11 protein-coding genes and 1 pseudogene are annotated in these 19,291 nt (G+C 40.6%); 10 read left to right on the forward strand and 2 right to left on the reverse strand.

All coding sequences use genetic code 11. The features are described 5' to 3' along the window. Positions 1-133: DUF4372 domain-containing protein (locus BSAG_RS25880; protein WP_008997304.1), on the reverse strand; the 133-nt coding region annotated here is incomplete at its 3' end. A 119-nt stretch (positions 134-252) separates the two neighbouring features. On the opposite strand from BSAG_RS25880, the pseudogene BSAG_RS21100 reads away from it, so the two are divergent. From BSAG_RS21100 to BSAG_RS21055, 9 genes and pseudogenes are all read left to right on the forward strand, one after another. After that, a pseudogene (locus tag BSAG_RS21100) lies at positions 253-498 on the forward strand (sigma-70 family RNA polymerase sigma factor); the annotation flags it as partial. Between the two features lie 33 nt (positions 499-531). Then, entirely contained in the window at positions 532-1,545 is a 1,014-nt protein-coding gene (locus BSAG_RS21095) for a FecR family protein (protein ID WP_004316847.1), read from the forward strand. 269 nt (positions 1,546-1,814) lie between these two features. After that, on the forward strand, positions 1,815-5,177 hold the full coding sequence (locus tag BSAG_RS21085; protein ID WP_008771286.1) for a TonB-dependent receptor: 3,363 nt from the start codon (positions 1,815-1,817) through the stop codon (positions 5,175-5,177). Between the two features lie 10 nt (positions 5,178-5,187). After that, positions 5,188-6,843: a RagB/SusD family nutrient uptake outer membrane protein gene (locus BSAG_RS21080; RefSeq protein ID WP_008645104.1), complete on the forward strand. Its 1,656-nt coding sequence runs from the start codon at positions 5,188-5,190 to the stop codon at positions 6,841-6,843. A 32-nt stretch (positions 6,844-6,875) separates the two neighbouring features. Continuing rightward, a complete protein-coding gene (locus BSAG_RS21075; RefSeq protein ID WP_008645106.1) occupies positions 6,876-7,874 on the forward strand; it encodes a family 43 glycosylhydrolase in 999 nt (332 codons plus the stop codon). A gap of 26 nt (positions 7,875-7,900) precedes the next feature. Next, complete coding sequence (locus BSAG_RS21070) at positions 7,901-9,952, forward strand: SusF/SusE family outer membrane protein (RefSeq protein ID WP_004316842.1); 2,052 nt, start codon at positions 7,901-7,903, stop codon at positions 9,950-9,952. Between the two features lie 133 nt (positions 9,953-10,085). After that, positions 10,086-12,197, forward strand: coding sequence for a beta-galactosidase (locus tag BSAG_RS21065; protein WP_004316841.1), 2,112 nt, complete (start codon positions 10,086-10,088; stop codon positions 12,195-12,197). Between the two features lie 59 nt (positions 12,198-12,256). After that, positions 12,257-13,354 carry a cellulase family glycosylhydrolase gene (locus BSAG_RS21060; protein ID WP_004316840.1) on the forward strand — a complete coding sequence of 366 codons (1,098 nt, stop codon included), beginning with the start codon at positions 12,257-12,259 and terminating at the stop codon, positions 13,352-13,354. A gap of 113 nt (positions 13,355-13,467) precedes the next feature. Beyond that, positions 13,468-15,462 (forward strand): glycoside hydrolase family 97 protein, encoded by a 1,995-nt coding sequence (locus BSAG_RS21055; RefSeq protein WP_004316839.1) that lies wholly within the window; start codon positions 13,468-13,470, stop codon positions 15,460-15,462. Between the two features lie 236 nt (positions 15,463-15,698). On the opposite strand, the gene BSAG_RS21050 is transcribed toward BSAG_RS21055, so the two are convergent. After that, positions 15,699-16,907 carry a hexokinase gene (locus BSAG_RS21050; RefSeq protein WP_008017924.1) on the reverse strand — a complete coding sequence of 403 codons (1,209 nt, stop codon included), beginning with the start codon at positions 16,905-16,907 and terminating at the stop codon, positions 15,699-15,701. Between the two features lie 839 nt (positions 16,908-17,746). Here BSAG_RS21050 and BSAG_RS21040 point away from each other — a divergent pair. Beyond that, complete coding sequence (locus tag BSAG_RS21040; protein ID WP_004315317.1) at positions 17,747-19,039, forward strand: ISAs1 family transposase; 1,293 nt, start codon at positions 17,747-17,749, stop codon at positions 19,037-19,039. Positions 19,040-19,291: the final 252 nt, after the last annotated feature.

Below are 19,291 nucleotides of genomic sequence, written 5' to 3' on the forward strand. Positions count from 1 at the left end.
TTGCAAGTAACTGACTCCAGCAAGTGAAATGTTTCACATAACGATTGCCATCATACTTGTCTACAAGTCTTCTGAACTTATCATTGTTCAAGAATTCTACTAACTGAGCGAAAACATATTTATCTTGGTTCATTTGAGGTCACCTTAATTGAACTCAAAGGTATGATTTCAAATCGTCGCGCCTAAAAAGTAGTATCTAATAGACTATATTTCAATTATTTCAAAGAACTATTTATCCACTTTTACGGGACAGTAATGAAAGCCATTGATAAATTGCCGAACGAATGTCGTCGCGTATTCGATAAAAGTCGTTTTGAAGGAAAATCATACGAAGAAATTTCTCAAGAGTTAGGCATCTCTGTCAATACGGTTAAATATCATATAAAGAATGCATTAGCATCTTTACAAATGAATCTAAGTAAATATCTGATTACTCTACTTTTATTTTTTTTCGGGTTAAAAACGAAAAAAAGTCATTTTCAGACTACCCTCAATTAAAAAACTACTGTCTCCTTTATAGAACGCAGAAAAATGGAAGAAGAAAAGAAACATATTGATGAATTGATTGCAACCTATCTGACGGAAGGTTTGGACAAAAATGCTTTAGCCGAACTGAAAGCATGGATAGCTGCATCACCTGAAAATAAGAATTACTTTATTCAGCAGCGGGAAGTCTGGTTTTCTGCTGTCAGTCGTGAAGCTGCGTCGAAATACAATAAAGATAAAGCGTTCGATACATTTAAGAAACGTATCGGAAATCGGAAGGAAATAGAAAAAACGTCTCATCATGGATTCCGGTTGTCAATGTTGTGGCGTTATGCAGCGATTATTGCAGTCATACTTGCAGTCGGCTGCTTCTCTTATTGGCAGGGAGGAGTGAACGTAAAAGACACATTCGCGGATATATCCGTAGAAGCTCCTTTAGGATCGAGGACAAAGCTTTATTTGCCGGATGGTACATTGGTTTGGCTGAATGCCGGTTCACGAATGACTTACTCACAAGGTTTCGGAGTCGATAATCGTATGATCGAACTGGAAGGTGAGGGATATTTTGAAGTCCGGCGGAATGAGAAACTCCCTTTCTTTGTAAAGACTAAGGATTTACAATTGCAAGTACTGGGAACAAAATTTAATTTTCGCGATTACCCGGAGGATCATGAAGTCGTAGTATCTTTATTGGAAGGGAAAGTAGAACTGAATAATTTACTGAAAAAAGAGAAAGAAGCAATTCTTGCGCCTGATGAGAGAGCAATATTGAATAAAACGAATGGACGGATGACAGTAGAAACAGTCACAGCCTCTAATGCTTCGCAATGGACGGACGGTTATCTGTTTTTTGATGAAGAGCTTCTGCCGGACATTGTGAAAGAATTGGAACGTAGCTACAATGTAACTATTCGCATCGCCAATGATTCTTTAAATACCTTCCGGTTCTACGGTAATTTTGTCCGTCGGGAGCAAAGTATTCAGGAAGTATTGGATGCGTTGGCATCTACGGAGAAAATACAATATAAGATTGAAGAACGCAATATAACTATCTATTAACCGGTTACCAGAGATTTATAATACTATGATTGTTTAACCTTAGAAATTGAAGAATATGAAGGAAGAAAATAATACTGAATAGTCTTTAGTGAATGAATAAGGAGAGAAAAATAAAACCGGAAGATCTCGAACATCTTCCGGCTCCTGAATCTCTTCTTCAACAACTTTCAAACGTGAGCATGTTTTCAAAAGAGATAATGCAAAGTTAGCAAAATACATCTCTTTTAAAACGAGTTATTCAAGTTTTAATTAAATAATTTGTTTATTTTATGAATTACAGGAAGAAGGCCATATTAATGGTCGTGGCTCTCTTTTGCCTTAACATAGCAATGCTAGCCCAGGCCGTTTCATTGAAAATGAATAATGTTTCAGTGAAAGAAGCAATGACGCAATTGAAGAATAAAAGCGGATATTCTTTCGTATATAAAGTGGGAGATCTGGATACAAAGAAAATTGTGAGTGTAAAGGCAAAGCAGTTGAATGAGGCTATCGATCAGATATTGTACGGGCAAGATGTTGTTTATGAGGTAAAAGGTAAAAACATTGTTGTCCAAAAAGGGCAACGGCAGAATACCTCTAAAGACACTAAAAAACGTAAAATCACAGGTGTGGTGAATGATGCCAATGGTGAACCGATCATCGGTGCTACCATCAAGGAAAAAGGAACGGCTAACGGAACCGCATCTGATTTGAATGCGAAGTTCTCGTTGGAAGTATCACCGGGAGCCGTATTAGAGATTTCCTATATTGGTTATCAGACACAGGAAGTAAAAGTGGGAGACCGGACCTCTTTATCCGTGACCTTGGCTGAAAATCAGCAAATTTTAGATGAGGTGGTAGTGGTGGGCTATGGTACGACTTCCCGCAAGAATCTGACTACTTCTATTGCTACAGTAAAAACAGAAAAAATATCGAAAGCAGCTACCAGTAATATTTCCGGAATGTTGTTGGGGCGTGCTGCCGGTTTGCAGGCAACCGTATCCAGTCCCCAGCCGGGGGGAGGCATCAATATCTCCATTCGTGGAGGTGGTACACCGATTTATGTGGTAGATGGAGTGGTTATGCCTAGCGGCTCTTTTGAAGTCGGTACGGGGAGCACATCACTTCCTTCCTCCGTCAACCGTGCAGGATTGGCAGGATTAAATCCCAACGATATTGAATCTATTGAAATCCTGAAAGATGCTTCTGCCGCCATTTATGGTATCGGAGCTGCCGATGGTGTTATTTTGGTGACTACCAAAAAGGGAAAAGAAGGAAAACCGACCATAGTGTATGAAGGAAGTTATTCCATACAGAAACATTATCCTTATCTGGAGGTATTGAGTGGTCCCGAATTGATGAACATGGTCAATGTTTTTAGTAAGGAGAATTATTTATATGACAAAGGTCAGTATCCTTATGGAAATACCGCTTATGATGATAAGTGGACACCTATCTTTACACCGACACAAATAGCCAATGCTCCGACTACGGACTGGTTGGACAAAGTGCTGAAAACAGGTGCGGTGACCAATCATAATCTGACGATTAGCGGTGGTTCTGAAAAGTTTAAATATTATCTGGGTGTTAACTACTATAAAGAAGATGCTACCGTTCATAATTCGGATATGGAGCGCTACTCTTTGCGTACAAATATCACCTCCCAACTGACTAACTTTTTGAAACTGACAACAATCGTCAATTTGAATCAGAATAATTACACGAACTCTACTGTTGGCGGGGATGTTGGGAACTTAGGAGATCAGGGAGCCGGAGCACTTTTCGGAGCAATTTTCTATCCTTCCTATCTTCCTATATACGATGCCGAAGGGAAATATAATGTATTTAGCCGGACGCCTAACCCTGTTTCCATGCATGATATTAATGATAAGTCCGAGCAAAGTGGTTATTACATGAATTTCTCATTGGATGTTGATATCATAAAGAATATGCTTTCGGCAAAAGTGTTGTATGGATTGAACAAGGAAAATACCTCTCGTGATTCATACATACCTTCTGATGTTTACTACGCATTGCAACGTAAATCCAGAGGAAACTTAGGATATGGAAAAAGGCAACAAAGCACTCTCGAAGGTACATTGACATTTCAACATAAGTTTGGAGAGCTGTTGGATATGAATCTGATGGCCGGTATGGGACGTTATCTCGATAGTGGCGATGGTTCGGATATATCATACGAAAATGCGAATGATCATATACAGGGAAGCAGTGTAGGCATGGCAGACGGTCCTTTCTATCCGACTTCTTATAAATATAAAAATGAAAAGAGGTCACAGTTTGTCAGAGGAAATTTCGACTTATTGGGTCGCTATGTAGTATCTGCTTCATTGCGCCGTGACGGTACGGATAAATTCTTTCCCAGTAAGAAATATGCTCTCTTCCCATCTGTTTCTCTAGCATGGAAAATGAACGAAGAATCATTTATAAAGAATATCTCCTGGATTAATATGTTGAAACTAAGAGCCAGTTATGGTGAAACTGGTAGTGACAATTTAGGTACAACACTATATGGTATTGTAACAACTACCCGTGAAGATGTTCAGTTCAATAATAATTCAGTTACCTATATTCCTTACATATTGTCCGGTGCCAACTATGAAGATGTAACCTGGCAAAAGACGGTTATGAAAAATATCGGATTGGATTTTTCCGTTCTTAGAGATAGAATCTGGGGTAGTGTAGATGTATTCCGTAATGACGTAACCCATTTGTTGGGGACAGCACCGACTGAATTATTGGGAATGCACGGAACACGTCCTATCAATGGAGGACATTATAAACGTACCGGAGTAGATGTGAGTTTGAATTCGCTGAATCTTCAAACACATGATTTCAAATGGACCTCTCAAATTACAATGTCCCATTATAACGCGGTATGGATAGAACGTATGCCCAACTATGATTATCAAAAATATCAGAAAAGGAAAAATGAACCGATGAATGCATTCTATTATTATAAAACGACCGGTATCATCAATGTGGATAAGAGTAATATGCCCGAATCGCAACGTTCGTTAGGTCCTGCTGCTTGTATGCCGGGATATCCTATTGTTGAAGATAAAAATGGTGATGGAATCATTGATGTGAATGACTCTTATATGGATAATACGTTACCTAAATTATATTTTGGTTTCGGGAATACATTTACATGGAAGAACTTTGATTTGGATATATTCATGTATGGTCAATTGGGAGTAAAGAAATGGAATGATGCATATGGCAATAGTATAGATGTCGGAGGTCTCTCCAGAGGAGTGGATGCGCACAATGTTGGTATCTATTCTTATAACATTTGGAATACCCAGACAAACACGAACGGACGCTTCCCGGGTATCGCAATCAGTAAATCAGTGGCTTTACCCGAAAATCTGGGCTTTGATTATACAAGAGAAAATGCCTCTTATATACGTGTAAGAAACATCACACTGGGATATAATCTGGGTCCCAAAGAGTTATCTGTATTTAAAGGATATATTAGAGGAATACGTGTGTTTGTCGATTTTCAGAATCCTTTGACCTTTACCAAATACAAAGGATATGACCCTGAAATCAACACTTCCTCTTCTAATTTGACCGGAGGGCAATATCCTCAAATGAGAGTTTATTCAATAGGTGCAAAATTAACCTTCTAAACTTCAAGCTATGAAATCTAACAAATTATGTCGTATGAAAAAGAAGATTTTTTTACCGATGCTTGTTTCTTTGCAACTATTATTCGGTAGTTGTGAGAATAATTTTGATCCTTATATTTATGGAGCTTTGTTGCAGGGAGAATATCCTTCTACAGAGCAGGAGTATGTTTCCTATATGATGATTTGCTACTTGCCATACACTACGGTTTGGACGTATGATATGGGTTCAGGCGGTTTGCAGCACGGTATTCATATACAGTCGGGAGGAACGGTACGTATGTTTGATTCCACTTCTGATATATGTGCATCTGCTACCACAGTAGGTGCAGACTGGGAACGCTTTACTAAAGGAGACTACAGTAATTGCTTTTATTACTGGCGTGGAAATGTAGATGATGGCAGTAACCTCAACCATTTCCCGAAAACAGCTCAAATAACCCGTATGACTGAAATCATTGGAACTTTGGAGAAAGCTCCTCTGACTGCTCTTACAGAAGAAAAAAAGAATAATCTGCTTGGAGAAGCGCGTCTGTGCCGTGGATTGATGATGTATTTTCTGTTACATGTTTACGGTCCTGTACCGGTCATCCTGGACCCTGAAAAAGTAATTGATCCGGAAGCGTTATCGAATACCGTGCGTCCTTCTTTGGACGAAATGACTCAATGGATTACGGATGACTTGGAGTTTGCCGCAAAGAATGCTCCCGAGGTGGCTCCGGATTTGGGACGCTATACGCGTGACTATGCCCGTTTCTGCCTGATGAAACACTGTCTGAACGAGGGAGAACACATGGAAGGCTATTATCAGAGAGCGATGGATATGTATAATGAACTCAATACAGGTAAATATGATTTGTTTAGAACTGGAAGTACCCCATACGTTGACCTGTTCAAGAATGCCAATAAATTCAATAAAGAAATCATTATGGCTGTCAGTTGTAGCCCGGCTGCCGATGGTAACCCGAAACATGGAAATGCGAATCCTTTCCTGATGTGGGCTTTACCTTCCGATGTGGCAAAAGGGGATCCTTTCCCAATGGGAGGCGGATGGTTTCAGGCTTTCAGTATGGATAAGAAATACTATGATGCTTTCGAAAGTAACGACGGTCGTTTGAAAACGATTGTGACTAGTTATAAAGACAAGAATGGTGTTATCATTAATAAAGACAATCTGGGGGTGAGATGGAATGGATATATTATGAATAAATTTCCGCAGGAAACCATGACAACTTTCCAGGGTACCGATATTCCTTTGGCAAGATGGGCCGATGTATTATTGATGTATGCAGAGGCAGAAGTACGCAAAACAGGAACCGTTCCTTCTGTGGCTGCTATAAATGCAGTAAATCAAGTAAGGAACAGAGCCGGATTGGCAAATTTGCCGGCTGTGGCAACCAATACCAAAGATGCTTTTCTGGATGCGATCCTGATTGAACGGGGACATGAACTCTTTTATGAAGGTAATCGTAAAATTGACTTGATCCGTTTTAATAAATATGCGCAGGAAATGTATAAGGCGAAGGGAGTAATGCCGACGCATCAGTACATGCCGATCCCTAATTATGCAGTCGAACAGGCGGTTTCTTATGGAAAAGAGCTGAAGCAGACTTGGGAACGTCCGGGTTGGGCGGAAGATAAGAGCAAAGCGCAGCAAAATATAAATTAAACCTATTAACTGAATATAAAGATATGAAACGTATGAGTTACTATATAATTGGTCTATTATTGTCTTTAATGAGTTGGGCATGCTCGGATGATGTAGAAACAGGCAGAGAAGAAATTCCGGTAGAAACAGATGGCGGATATTTATTTGCTCACATGACGAATGCTAATTATGGAAAGCTGTATTATGCAGCTTCCCGGGATGGTGTAAATTGGGAGACGCTGAATAAAGGTCGGATAATCAATAGTGCTTACATTGGGCATCCAGATATTTGTCAGGGACATGATGGGGCTTTTTATATGATAGCAGTCAATCCGTTGGCTTTGTGGCGGTCGGAAGATTTGGTGACATGGACGTCTGCCCCGTTGGATGAAATGATTTTTAATCGTAGTAATGCGCAGGGATTTTATACTACTTATTATTGGGGAGCACCCAAGATGTTTTATGACAAGGACAGCGGACAATATATTATCAGCTGGCATGCCTGCAACGATCCGGATAAGGATGACTGGGACAGTATGCGTACTCTCTATGTGTTGACAAAAGATTTTGAGACGTATACAGAACCGCAGAAACTGTTCAACTTCACTGGTGCAGATGAGAACATGGCTATTATTGATGCCATTATCCGGAAGGTAAACGGTGTTTATTATGCAATCTTGAAAGATGAACGCGATCCGGCTGTTGCTCCGGAAACCGGGAAAACAGTCCGTATTGCCACCTCTTCCAATCTGACCGGTCCTTACACCAATCCGGGAGCACCCGTCACTCCGAATGATATGATGCGCGAAGCACCTATTTTTATCGAACGGCCCAATCATAGCGGTTGGTTCATTTATGCGGAGTCTTATGCCGCCAAACCTTATGGCTATCATTTGTTTCAGTCGACCTCTATGGACGGACCGTGGAAAGAGCGTACCTTCTCCGGGCCTAATGTAAAGGATGGCACGGACAGACCGGGTGCACGACACGGCTGCATTGTGAAGGTGAACGAAACGGTTTATCAGGCTTTGTTGAAAGCATATAAAAAATAAATGTATAATCTTAATATGACTGTATTATGAAATATTATATATATACGATTTTTCTGCTTCTGTTGGCGGCATCCTGTAGCGATGACGTACAGAAATGGGATAATTGGCCGGAATGGAAACTTGCCTCTCCTCTTTCCGTAGGGGGGAATGTGTTGGATGAAGAAATTTACTCCAATTTTCAGGGGAAGAAGCTTCATTTGGAAAAGGGACAGGAAATCGAATTTTCGGGAACCGACGGTATAGAATCAATCCTCTCACCGGATTACTTTGAATACTTGTCCGGAAATAAAGCTCGTTTTAAAGGAGAGACAGGCGATTATAGTGTGCTTTATGATCCCGTTAATGAACTTCTGTATGTAGAAAAAGCCGGTGCAACTTATCCGGAAGGATTATGGTTCTGTGGTGCTAACTGGGGGCATCCTCAAGCGGGAGTGGTTACTACAAGTGGCTGGAGTATGGACGGAGCCAACAATGTGCTTTATTGTTATAAAAGTGCTGACAACGTTTTTCAGCTCACTGTATATCTGGCTAATAACTTCTCATTCAAGTTCTTCAAACATAGAGGTTGGGGAGAAGGTGATAATGAGATTACCACTTTACCGGAAGACAATATAACACTTACCACCCCATTCCTGGTTGCAGGAAAGAGTGGGGGAGATTTTATTCCTGGACCGCTGTTCCAACCCGGAGTATATCTTATTACGCTTGATTTGAATAATAATACTTGTGCTTTTGAAGCAAAAGATGAAAATATTCAGGAGCAAACCTTCCTTGTTAACGGACATGAAATGGGTATATTAGAAGAGGCTTCGTCTTACCTGGGTATTGCTTTGGAACTTCATGAAGGCGATGAAGTGACTTTCGGCAATTTCGGTGATGTGAGAAAGATGCTTCAACCGGATTTCTTTGAAGATATAACAAAGGATAAAGCCACATTTATAGGGGCGGACGGAAACTATAAACTGTTTTACGATCCGGTAAACAAACTGATATATTTAGAAAATCGTTCAGTAAACTACCCGGATGGTTTATGGGTTTGCGGTTCTAATTTCGGACATCCTCAAGCCGGACGGGTGACTGTTGCCACATGGACCTTCAATTTGCCGAGTGATGCATTCCAATGCGTGAAGATATCGGATAATGTTTTTGAAACAACTCTTTATCTGGTTAAAGATTTCCAGTTTAAATTCTATAAGCAACGTCCGTGGGGAGGTGAACTGGCTAGCACCACTGTTAATCCTTATCCTATAAATCTATTAGGTAAAGGCTGGTTTTATAGTGATCCGGCAACGGGTGGTACTGGTGGCGGACATTTTACCGGTGATTTTGTAGCCGGGCCGGATTTCACGCCGGGAGTATACCGTGTCCGGATAGATCTGAATAAGAATATATGTATGTTTATTGATAAGGTAGACGAAGGGCAGCTTGGAGAAGAATCTTATAAAATAAACGGTACAGAGCTGACTCAATCTAATGATCCCAATTATATCGGTGTAGAGTTGAATCTCACGAAAGGGCAGACTGTCGATTTTGAAGGTTTTAGTTATCTGGATTATATGCTTCAACCGGAATACTTTACGAATGAAAACGGCCAATACAAGTTTAATGCTCCGGATGGCAAGTATAAGATCTCCTATAATAAGAATAGGGAACTTATATATGTAGAGAAAACGACTGGTGCGGAATTCCCCGAAACTGTATGGATCACTGGGGCTACCTTCGGGCATCCTAGAATCAGCGGACTTCTTGCTGATGACATTGGAAATTGGGGATGGGAAAACCCGAAAGATTTTATCTGTTGTGTGAAGACCGGGGATCGTATTTTTGAAACCAATCTATTTTTAAACAATGACTTTATGTTCAGATTCTATAAGAAAAAAGGTTGGAATAATGAAATTACTTCGTTTGACGTGACTATTGTGTCTGAAGGTGATTTAATAGCCCGGGGCGGTTATTGGAACGGAGATCAATGGCAGGAAACAGAAAACTTCGGACCGGGAGCTAATTTCAGAGCCGGTATATATCATGTCAAGCTGGATATGAATACAAATACCTGCACGTTTACAAAGAAATACTAGTTTTGAGTATTATATTAGTATAGCATAACATAAAGAGGCCGGTTTTATACAAAACACGACCTCTTTATATAAATGGCTATGTGGTTTTCTCTTTTAGAAATGTCTTATTATATAGATTCTAAAAATAATATCCATGAAGAAATCTTTATTGGTTTTAGCTTTATTGTTTTCATTGGCATCCTTTTCCCAGTCTCCGGTCGATAAGTCTTTTCCTCCGGAAGAGTTGTTTGCTTTGGGTTCTTATTATTACCCCGAGCAATGGGATTCCTCCCAATGGGAACGTGATCTGAAGAAAATGTCGGAGATGGGGATCAAGTTCACCCATTTTGCGGAGTTCGCTTGGGCCATGATGGAGCCGGAAGAAGGAAAGTATGATTTTGAGTGGCTGGATCGTGCAGTCTCTTTGGCGGAGAAATATGGTTTGAAAGTAATCATGTGTACGCCTACTCCTACACCTCCTGCCTGGCTGTCGAAAAAGTACCCCGATATATTGATTCAGCGGGATAATGGAGTTTCCATTCAGCACGGACGGCGTCAGCATGCTTCCTGGAGTAGCGACCGTTACCGTCGTTATGTAGAAAACATTGTTTCTCGTCTGGCAATGCGTTATGGCAATCATCCTGCTGTTATCGGCTGGCAGATTGACAATGAGCCGGGACACTACGGAGTAGTGGATTACAGTGAAAATGCACAACTAAAATTCCGCGTCTGGCTACAAAAGAAATATGGGACTATCGACAAACTGAATGATACATGGGGAACCTCTTTCTGGAGTGAAACTTATCAGAACTTCGACCAAGTGCGTCTCCCTAGTCAGCAGGAAGTACCCGATAAGCCCAATCCTCATGCCATGCTCGACCTGAACCGTTTCATGGCAGACGAATTGGCGGGTTTTGTTAATATGCAGGCGGACATACTCCGGCAGCATATTAATAAAGACCAATGGATCACTACCAACCTGATTCCTGTTTTCAATCCGGTTGACCCGGTACGGATCGATCATACGGACTTCCTGACCTACACCCGCTATCTGGTGACCGGACATAATCAAGGAATAGGTAGCCAGGGCTTTCGAATGGGGATTCCCGAAGATCTTGGGTTTTCCAATGACCAGTTTCGTAACCGTGTAGGCAAAACATTCGGAGTGATGGAACTACAACCCGGTCAGGTGAACTGGGGAGTGTATAATCCACAACCCCTACCCGGCGCTGTGCGTATGTGGGTGTATCACGTTTTTGCAGGTGGCGGGAAGTTTGTGTGCAATTACCGTTTCCGTCAACCTCTGAAAGGCAGTGAGCAATATCATTATGGTATGATAATGACCGACGGGGTGACTCTTTCTCCGGGCGGTGAAGAATATGTACGTATCACGCAGGAGATGAAAAAGCTTCGTGCCGCCTACGATAAGAAAAGCCGTATGCCCAAACAGCTGGCTTCCCGACGCATTGGACTGCTTTTCGATATGAACAACTATTGGGAAATGGAGTTCCAGCGTCAAACAGACCAGTGGTGGACGATGCCGCACATACATAAGTATTACAACCTGTTGAAGTCCTTTGCCGCTCCCGTCGATGTGATCTCGGAGAAGGAGGATTTTTCGGGTTATCCTTTCCTGATTGCGCCGGCTTATCAGTTGCTTGATAACAATTTGGTAGAACGTTGGACTGAATACGTGAAGAATGGAGGACATCTGATTCTGACCTGCCGTACCGGACAGAAAGACCGTAATGCCAAACTGTGGGAGGCTCCTTTAGCTGCTCCCATCCACCAACTGGCCGGAATAAACAGCTTGTACTATGACCATCTGCCTCACAGTCTCTACGGAAAAGTAGATTTCGGCGGTGAGGAATACGCCTGGAACAATTGGGCGGACGTACTAACCCCGTCTGCCGGAACAGATGTTTGGGCTGTGTATGCGGACCAGTTTTATAAGGGAGCTGCTTCCGTGATACACCGTAGGCTGGGTAAAGGAACGGCCACCTATATCGGAACGGATACCGATGACGGGAAGTTGGAGAAAGAAGTAGTACGTCGTGTATATAAGGAAGCCGGCGTACCGACTGAAGATTTACCATACGGAGTAGTGAAAGAATGGCGGGATGGTTTTTACATCGCTTTGAATTATACATCGGACATTCAGGAAATAGCCATTCCCGATGAGGCGGAGATATTGATCGGCAGTGCACGCCTCGAACCTGCAGGAGTAGTGGTGTGGAAGGAACAGTCAGACGACAGGCATAAATAATCAAATAAACGGGAATTAAAAGAACAAGGAATCTTTTATATTAATCAATTGAAAATAGCATGAAAAATAAATGGTGTGTTAATGTTGTGTTTTTATTCTTTTTAGTGGGGATATGTGTATGCGCCTGTACACAGGATTCTAATTCTTCAAACAACAGTCGTTGGACGGAAGAGAAGATACAAGAATGGTATGACAATCAGCCTTGGCTGGTAGGTTGCAATTATATTCCGGCAACGGCAATCAATCAGATAGAAATGTGGAGTGCGGATACTTTCGATCCTGAACAGATTGATAAAGAGCTATCATGGGCGCATGAACTGGGCTTTAATACCTTACGCGTATTCTTGAGCAGTGTCGTATGGCAAAATGATGCGGCAGGAATGAAGAAACGTATGGATGATTTTTTGAATATTTGCGGGCAATATTCAATTCGCCCTATGTTTGTGTTTTTTGATGACTGTTGGAATCCGGAGTCGGCTTATGGCAAGCAACCGGAACCGAAGACGGGTGTACATAATTCCGGCTGGGTGCAGGACCCTTCGTGTAGTTTGCGTAAAGACACACTGACGTTGTATCCTTTTCTGCAAGAGTATGTAAAAGATATTGTTCGAACCTATGCTAACGATGACCGGATATTGATGTGGGATTTGTATAATGAGCCGGGGAATAGTAAACACGAGGAAACTTCTTTGTCTTTATTGACGAATGTCTTTCGTTGGGTGCGCGATTGTAAACCGTCACAACCGATTACTGCCGGTGTATGGGACTATAATTCGCCCCGGAAGAATGTCCTGAATGCGTTTGTGTTGAATCATTCGGACATCATCTCTTATCATAATTACGATAATGAGGAGCGGCATGGCGAATGTATCAAATTTCTGAAGATGCTTAACCGTCCGTTGATCTGTACCGAATATATGGCCCGTCGCAATGACAGCCGCTTTTGTAATGTTCTTCCTTTGATGAAAAAAGAAAAGGTAGGCGCCATCAATTGGGGATTTGTTGCAGGAAAGACAAATACTATTTTTGCCTGGGATGACGTCATTCCGTCGGGTGAAGAACCGGAATTATGGTTTCATGATATCTATCGTCCTACCGGAGTACCTTATCAGCAGGAAGAAGTCGATTGTATTCAATCCCTGACAGGAAAAAGATAGAATCACGTATTCTTTTTTATCTCTGTTTTTTAGTTTTCATATAGGTTGCTATACTATATTATTTTATTTTTGTATCGTTCTTCTATAATTTGATAACTACTATAATTAAAACCATGAAAAAACTGAAGATTTTATTATTCTTATGTATTGTCGCATGTACGCTTACGGTACAGGCGCAAAAACAATTTACTTTGAGCTCTCCGGATGGAAAGCTTCAAACGACGATTACCGTAGGTGATAAGCTGACTTATGACATCCGCTGTAACGGACGGCAGATCCTTGCTCCTTCTCCAATTTCGATGACATTGGATAACGGAGAAATCTGGGGAGAGAAAGCAAAGTTGTCCGGCACTTCCGGGAAAAAAGTAGATCAGATGATTCCTTCTCCTTTCTATCGTGCCAGTGAATTGAGAGACCACTATAATGAACTGACTCTTCGGTTTAAAAAAGACTGGAATGTCGAGTTTCGTGCGTACAATGATGGTATTGCTTACCGCTTTGTCAGCCGTGCGAAGAAACCTTTCAACGTGGTAGATGAAACAGTAGATTATCATTTCCCATCCGATATGGTAGCTTCTGTACCTTATGTAAAAACAGGAAAAGACGGTGATTATGACTCTCAATATTTCAATTCCTTCGAAAATACTTATACTACCGATCCATTATCGAAGCTGAATAAAAAACGTTTGATGTTTTTGCCATTAGTCGTGGATGCCGGAGAAGGCGTTAAGGTTTGTATCACAGAATCCGATTTGGAGAATTATCCCGGCCTCTATTTGTCTGCTATTGAAGGAGAAAATCGGTTGACGGGACGTTTCGCTCCATACCCCAAGAAGATGGTGCAGGGTGGACATAATCAACTTCAAATGTTGGTGAAAGAGCATGAAGCTTACATTGCCAAAGTAGATAAACCCCGGAATTTCCCGTGGCGCATGAGCATTGTTACCACTTCCGATAAGGATTTGGCAGCAAGCAACTTGAGCTATTTGTTGGCTGCCCCTTCCCGTCTGACGGATCTTTCATGGATCAAACCCGGCAAAGTAGCATGGGACTGGTGGAATGCTTGGAATTTGGATGGCGTTGATTTTGTGACCGGAGTAAATAATCCGACTTATAAAGCCTACATTGATTTTGCTTCTGCAAACGGCATTGAGTATGTGATACTTGATGAAGGCTGGGCGGTAAATCTGCAAGCGGATTTGATGCAAGTGGTGAAAGAGATTAATCTGAAAGAATTGGTAGATTATGCAGCCTCCAAAAATGTGGGTATTATTCTTTGGGCCGGTTATTATGCTTTCGAACGTGATATGGAGAACGTTTGCCGTCATTATGCCGACATGGGAGTAAAAGGTTTTAAGGTCGATTTTATGGATCGTGACGATCAGCTTATGACTGCATTCAATTATCGGGCTGCCGAAATGTGTGCTAAATACAAACTGATCCTCGACTTGCACGGAACGCACAAACCGGCCGGTTTGAATCGTACTTACCCGAATGTATTGAACTTTGAAGGTGTCAATGGTCTGGAACAGATGAAATGGAGTCCGGCTTCGGTGGATCAGGTGAAGTATGACGTGATGATTCCTTTCACTCGTCAAGTATCCGGTCCGATGGACTACACTCAAGGAGCGATGCGCAATGCTTCGAAAGGTAACTATTATCCTTGCAATTCAGAACCGATGAGTCAGGGAACTCGTTGCCGTCAACTTGCTCTGTATGTTGTATTTGAATCTCCTTTCAATATGTTGTGTGATACGCCGAGCAACTATATGCGCGAACCGGAATCAACAGGATTTATTGCTGATGTTCCGACAGTGTGGGATGAAAGTATCGTGCTTGATGGTAAGATGGGAGAGTATATCGTAACAGCTCGCCGGAGTGGAAATGTCTGGTATATAGGTGGAATCACCGATTGGACGGCACGTGATATCGAAGTGGATTGCTCTTTCCTGGGTGGTAAGACGTATGACGCTACATTGTTTAAAGACGGAGCAAATGCTCACCGGATCGGGCGTGATTATAAATGTGAATCCATCCGGATAAAAAATGACAGTAAGTTGAAGATTCATTTGGCACCCGGAGGTGGTTTTGCTTTGAAGATTAAGTAAACAACCACTTTACACACTACATTGTCTATTAAATCTTGAAATAGATTTGATATATCTGCAATAGGTTAGATAAGGGTGCGTGCAAATCTTTATAAACGAAGAATAACCCTCGTTACAACTATCTGTAGCGAGGGCTATTACATTAAAAAGAGAGTTCTGGCACATTCCTGTCAGATTCTTATAAGCAAGTCGATTGGGAGGATCACCCTGTAATGACGATGATAGGCAGGGAGGTGTCAGGATAAAGCCGCAATACCTGTCCCTATCAAATTGGCATTATTCATGCTTTTGATATCAACCTCTACATCTTCCAAACCAAACAAACTGAAAAGCTCCCGTAATTTTTCCATGACAATCATGTTATAGTTCTTGTCTTTTCTGTTCTTGCTCCAAAAAAGGCTGCCTTCTGCAACCAGGCAAATTTTTCGTATATTCTTGTTGTATGACTTCAACAACATGATAAGCCCTGTCAGTGAAGCTGCAACTAACTGTGCTGATCTACTATATATCCACTGTGCTACTTCTACATACACCTCCTTATAAATATCGGGATAGTTCATAATAGAGGTGAGCTTTTGTGCATCAAATTTTTCTTCGAACTCCTCCAATGGGAAAGTTGCTTTTAGAATATCTCCCAGGTACATACCGGATACAGCTTTTTCGAAACGTTGTTTTCCCGGATTCCCGGAGATTCCATCCACTGTATTATCTACTGCAGTGAGGAACGGCGGATGAAAATTGCCGGATTCCAGATTGACGGGAATCAATCCATCTACTTTATGTGACGGATTTAATTTTTTAATTTTGTCAGCCGGAATAAAAGTTGCCATATTGGTGCCTGTTCCTACAATCAGACCTATATACGCATCGTAACTACTGTCGGTAAGTCCGGCAAATAAACTGGCAACAGTGTCATTGAGCACTTTTATGTTCGTAAACTTGATTTTATTTCTTTCATTCAGATAGTCGAGCAAAGGTTTTCCAACAACTTCTCCGATCATTTCTTTTATATCAACTCCTTTGGTCCAACGTAGCAGTTTGGCATCTCCACCTGGGACGGACTCTGTCGGATAAGAAAAACAATATCCAATTGGCATCTCTTTTTCCCGTTTTATTCCGGTTATCATATCTGCCATTTCTTTGAACAACTCCTCTCGGGTATAACCGGGAGTTTTCATAATCGACATGTCCTTTTTCCAACCATTGTTAGGATGAATGGTGGGAGGCATTTTGCTGAAGTCAACGATTGCTACCCGGTAATTCGTTCCTCCCAAGTCGAGTACTAATGATTTGCCATTGATACCATTTGCTTTCGGAGTGATGAAAGTGGGAATGCATTGTATCTCTGCATTTTCAGTGTTCAAACCTTCTTCTACTTTCGCTTTAAATGAGCGAGCAATTTCTTTGAGCTGCTCATTATCTAACTGAAAAATATTTTTCTCCATGATATTATTTTTATTGTATAGAATATGTTTATGTATGAATAACAACTGAAAAGGAATTTTGCTCGGTGGGTATACAGTATATGGCTCCGGCCGGATTTCTGGATTTATCTCTTTCTTTTTGCTCTTTTCCTTTTTGCTCTTTCTTAAAAAACGCAAAATTCAGGTTACTTACGCACACTTTCTCCTGTCGCCTATTTTTCACTTGCATTTCTCATATTCTCATTGTTTTTCGATAAACGAAAGATAATCAAATAGATATATTATGAGAAATACTTTTCAAAACGGCATTTCTCATAATATTACCAGCTTTTTATGCTGAAAATAGTGTATTTCTCATAGACTTTTTTTTTATTCTCATATTCCTTTTATGCATTTTCTCTATTTCTTGTTTTTTGTGGTCGTCATTCTGTTCCTCCCAGTCTTTTTCCGGACTGATTGTTATTCTTCCTTTTTTATATAAGTAACTTTTTATAAAGCAATTACCTTGCCTTACTTTACTGCTTTCCTGTATTAAGTTCTCCTTATCCCTTTATATTTTATCCTAATCATTGTTGTGTTTTGCTATAACAGGGAAAACGCACGAGTGCTAATTGTTTAATAATCAATAGTTCCCTTCTCTTCTCAAAACTTATTTAATGGCAATACTCTTGTATATCTAATAATAAATAAAGTCTTCCTAGTTACTTTTCCTCATATAGACGTGTCACAACTTTACATGGTCATGCCACCTATTGCTTTCATCCTTTTTAATCTTCGGGCTTCTTCAATTGATATATTGATTATTTATATTGTATTCATTCTGGTATTTCATTATCTTCACGTCTAAATAATAAACAGTAATGGATAAGATTGCAAAGGATTTTTTAATAAATGACGAATTGGCACGTCATATGGCTAGTATGTCTGAAGCTATTGATACAATAGACCCACGTGAAAAGAATAAAGTCACTTATTCGGGCAAATTGATAATGCTTGTCACTTTATCGGGTGTTTTTTGTGATTGTCAGAGTTGGAATGATATAGCAGACTTCGCCCGTTATAAGAAAGATTTTCTTAGGAGATTCATACCGGATTTAGAAACTACCCCCTCACATGATACATTACGCCGATTTTTTTGTATCATAAAAACAGAAAGATTAGAGAGTTGTTACAGAGAATGGGCCTGTAATATGAGAGGTGATTCACCGTCCATAGAAGATTGCGACTGGTCGAAAGTTCAAATAGGTGAGGGTAATGATCTTTATACGAATAGACATATAGCTATTGACGGGAAAACGATCTGTGGTGCCATCAATGCTGATAAACTGGTACAAGAGTCGGCGGGTAAAATAACAAAGGAGCAGGCAGCATCAGCCAAACTTCATATTGTCAGTGCCTTTCTTTCTGATATGAGTCTGTCATTAGGGCAGGAACGGGTCTCAATAAAAGAGAATGAAATAGTAGCAATACCCAAATTACTGGACGACATTGATATACGACAAGGAGATGTAGTTACCATCGATGCACTTGGCACCCAAAAGAAGATTGTAGAAAAAATAACAGAGAAACAAGCCGATTATCTTTTAGAGGTGAAAGATAATCATTTAAAACTAAGGGAAAATATCGAAAACGATGCGGAGTACTTGCTAATTTCCGGAAGAGAAAATGATTTTATCAAAAGAGCTGAAGAAACCACAGAAGGTCATGGATTTATGGTGACAAGGACCTGCATATCCTGCTCTGAACCCAGTAGATTAGGGTTCTGTTATCGCGATTGGAAGAATCTTAGGACTTATGGAATAATAAAGACCGAGAAAATAAATATAGCCACAGGGGAAATACAGAATGAGAAACATTGTTTCATCTCTTCATTAGTGAACAATCCAGAGCTTATTCTTAAATATAAGAGAAAGCATTGGGCGGTAGAAAATGGATTGCATTGGCAGTTGGATGTTACATTTAATGAAGATGATGGAAGAAAAATGATGAATTCGGCACAAAACTTTTCCACTTTAACTAAAATGGCATTGACCATTTTGAAGAATTATCAGGATGAAGACAAGAAGACTTCTGTCAATAGGAAAAGGAAGAAGGCTGGATGGAGTGATGAGTATCTAGCTAATTTGATAAACAACTTTATTAAAGCGTTTTAACTCGTGCGTTTTCCCTGTTTGCTATAAGTATTTGTATCGTTTCACTGGAGTGGGCAGATCATTGCACTCTACAGGGCAGACGCATTAAAAATTATTGTTCTGTAAAAGTTGTGACAAATATTTTTCATCCCATCCGGCTTTTAGTCTTTTCAGATTCATACTTCCTTTTGTTGTTTTATCCTTCTTTAGTATGGTAAGTGCCATCTTTGTTGCCACCGAAAAGTTTCTGGCTGCATTTTTCACCTTTTTACT

Origin of the sequence: Bacteroides sp. D1, from assembly GCF_000157095.2 — a bacterium.
Taxonomy (GTDB): Bacteria; Bacteroidota; Bacteroidia; order Bacteroidales; family Bacteroidaceae; genus Bacteroides; species Bacteroides xylanisolvens.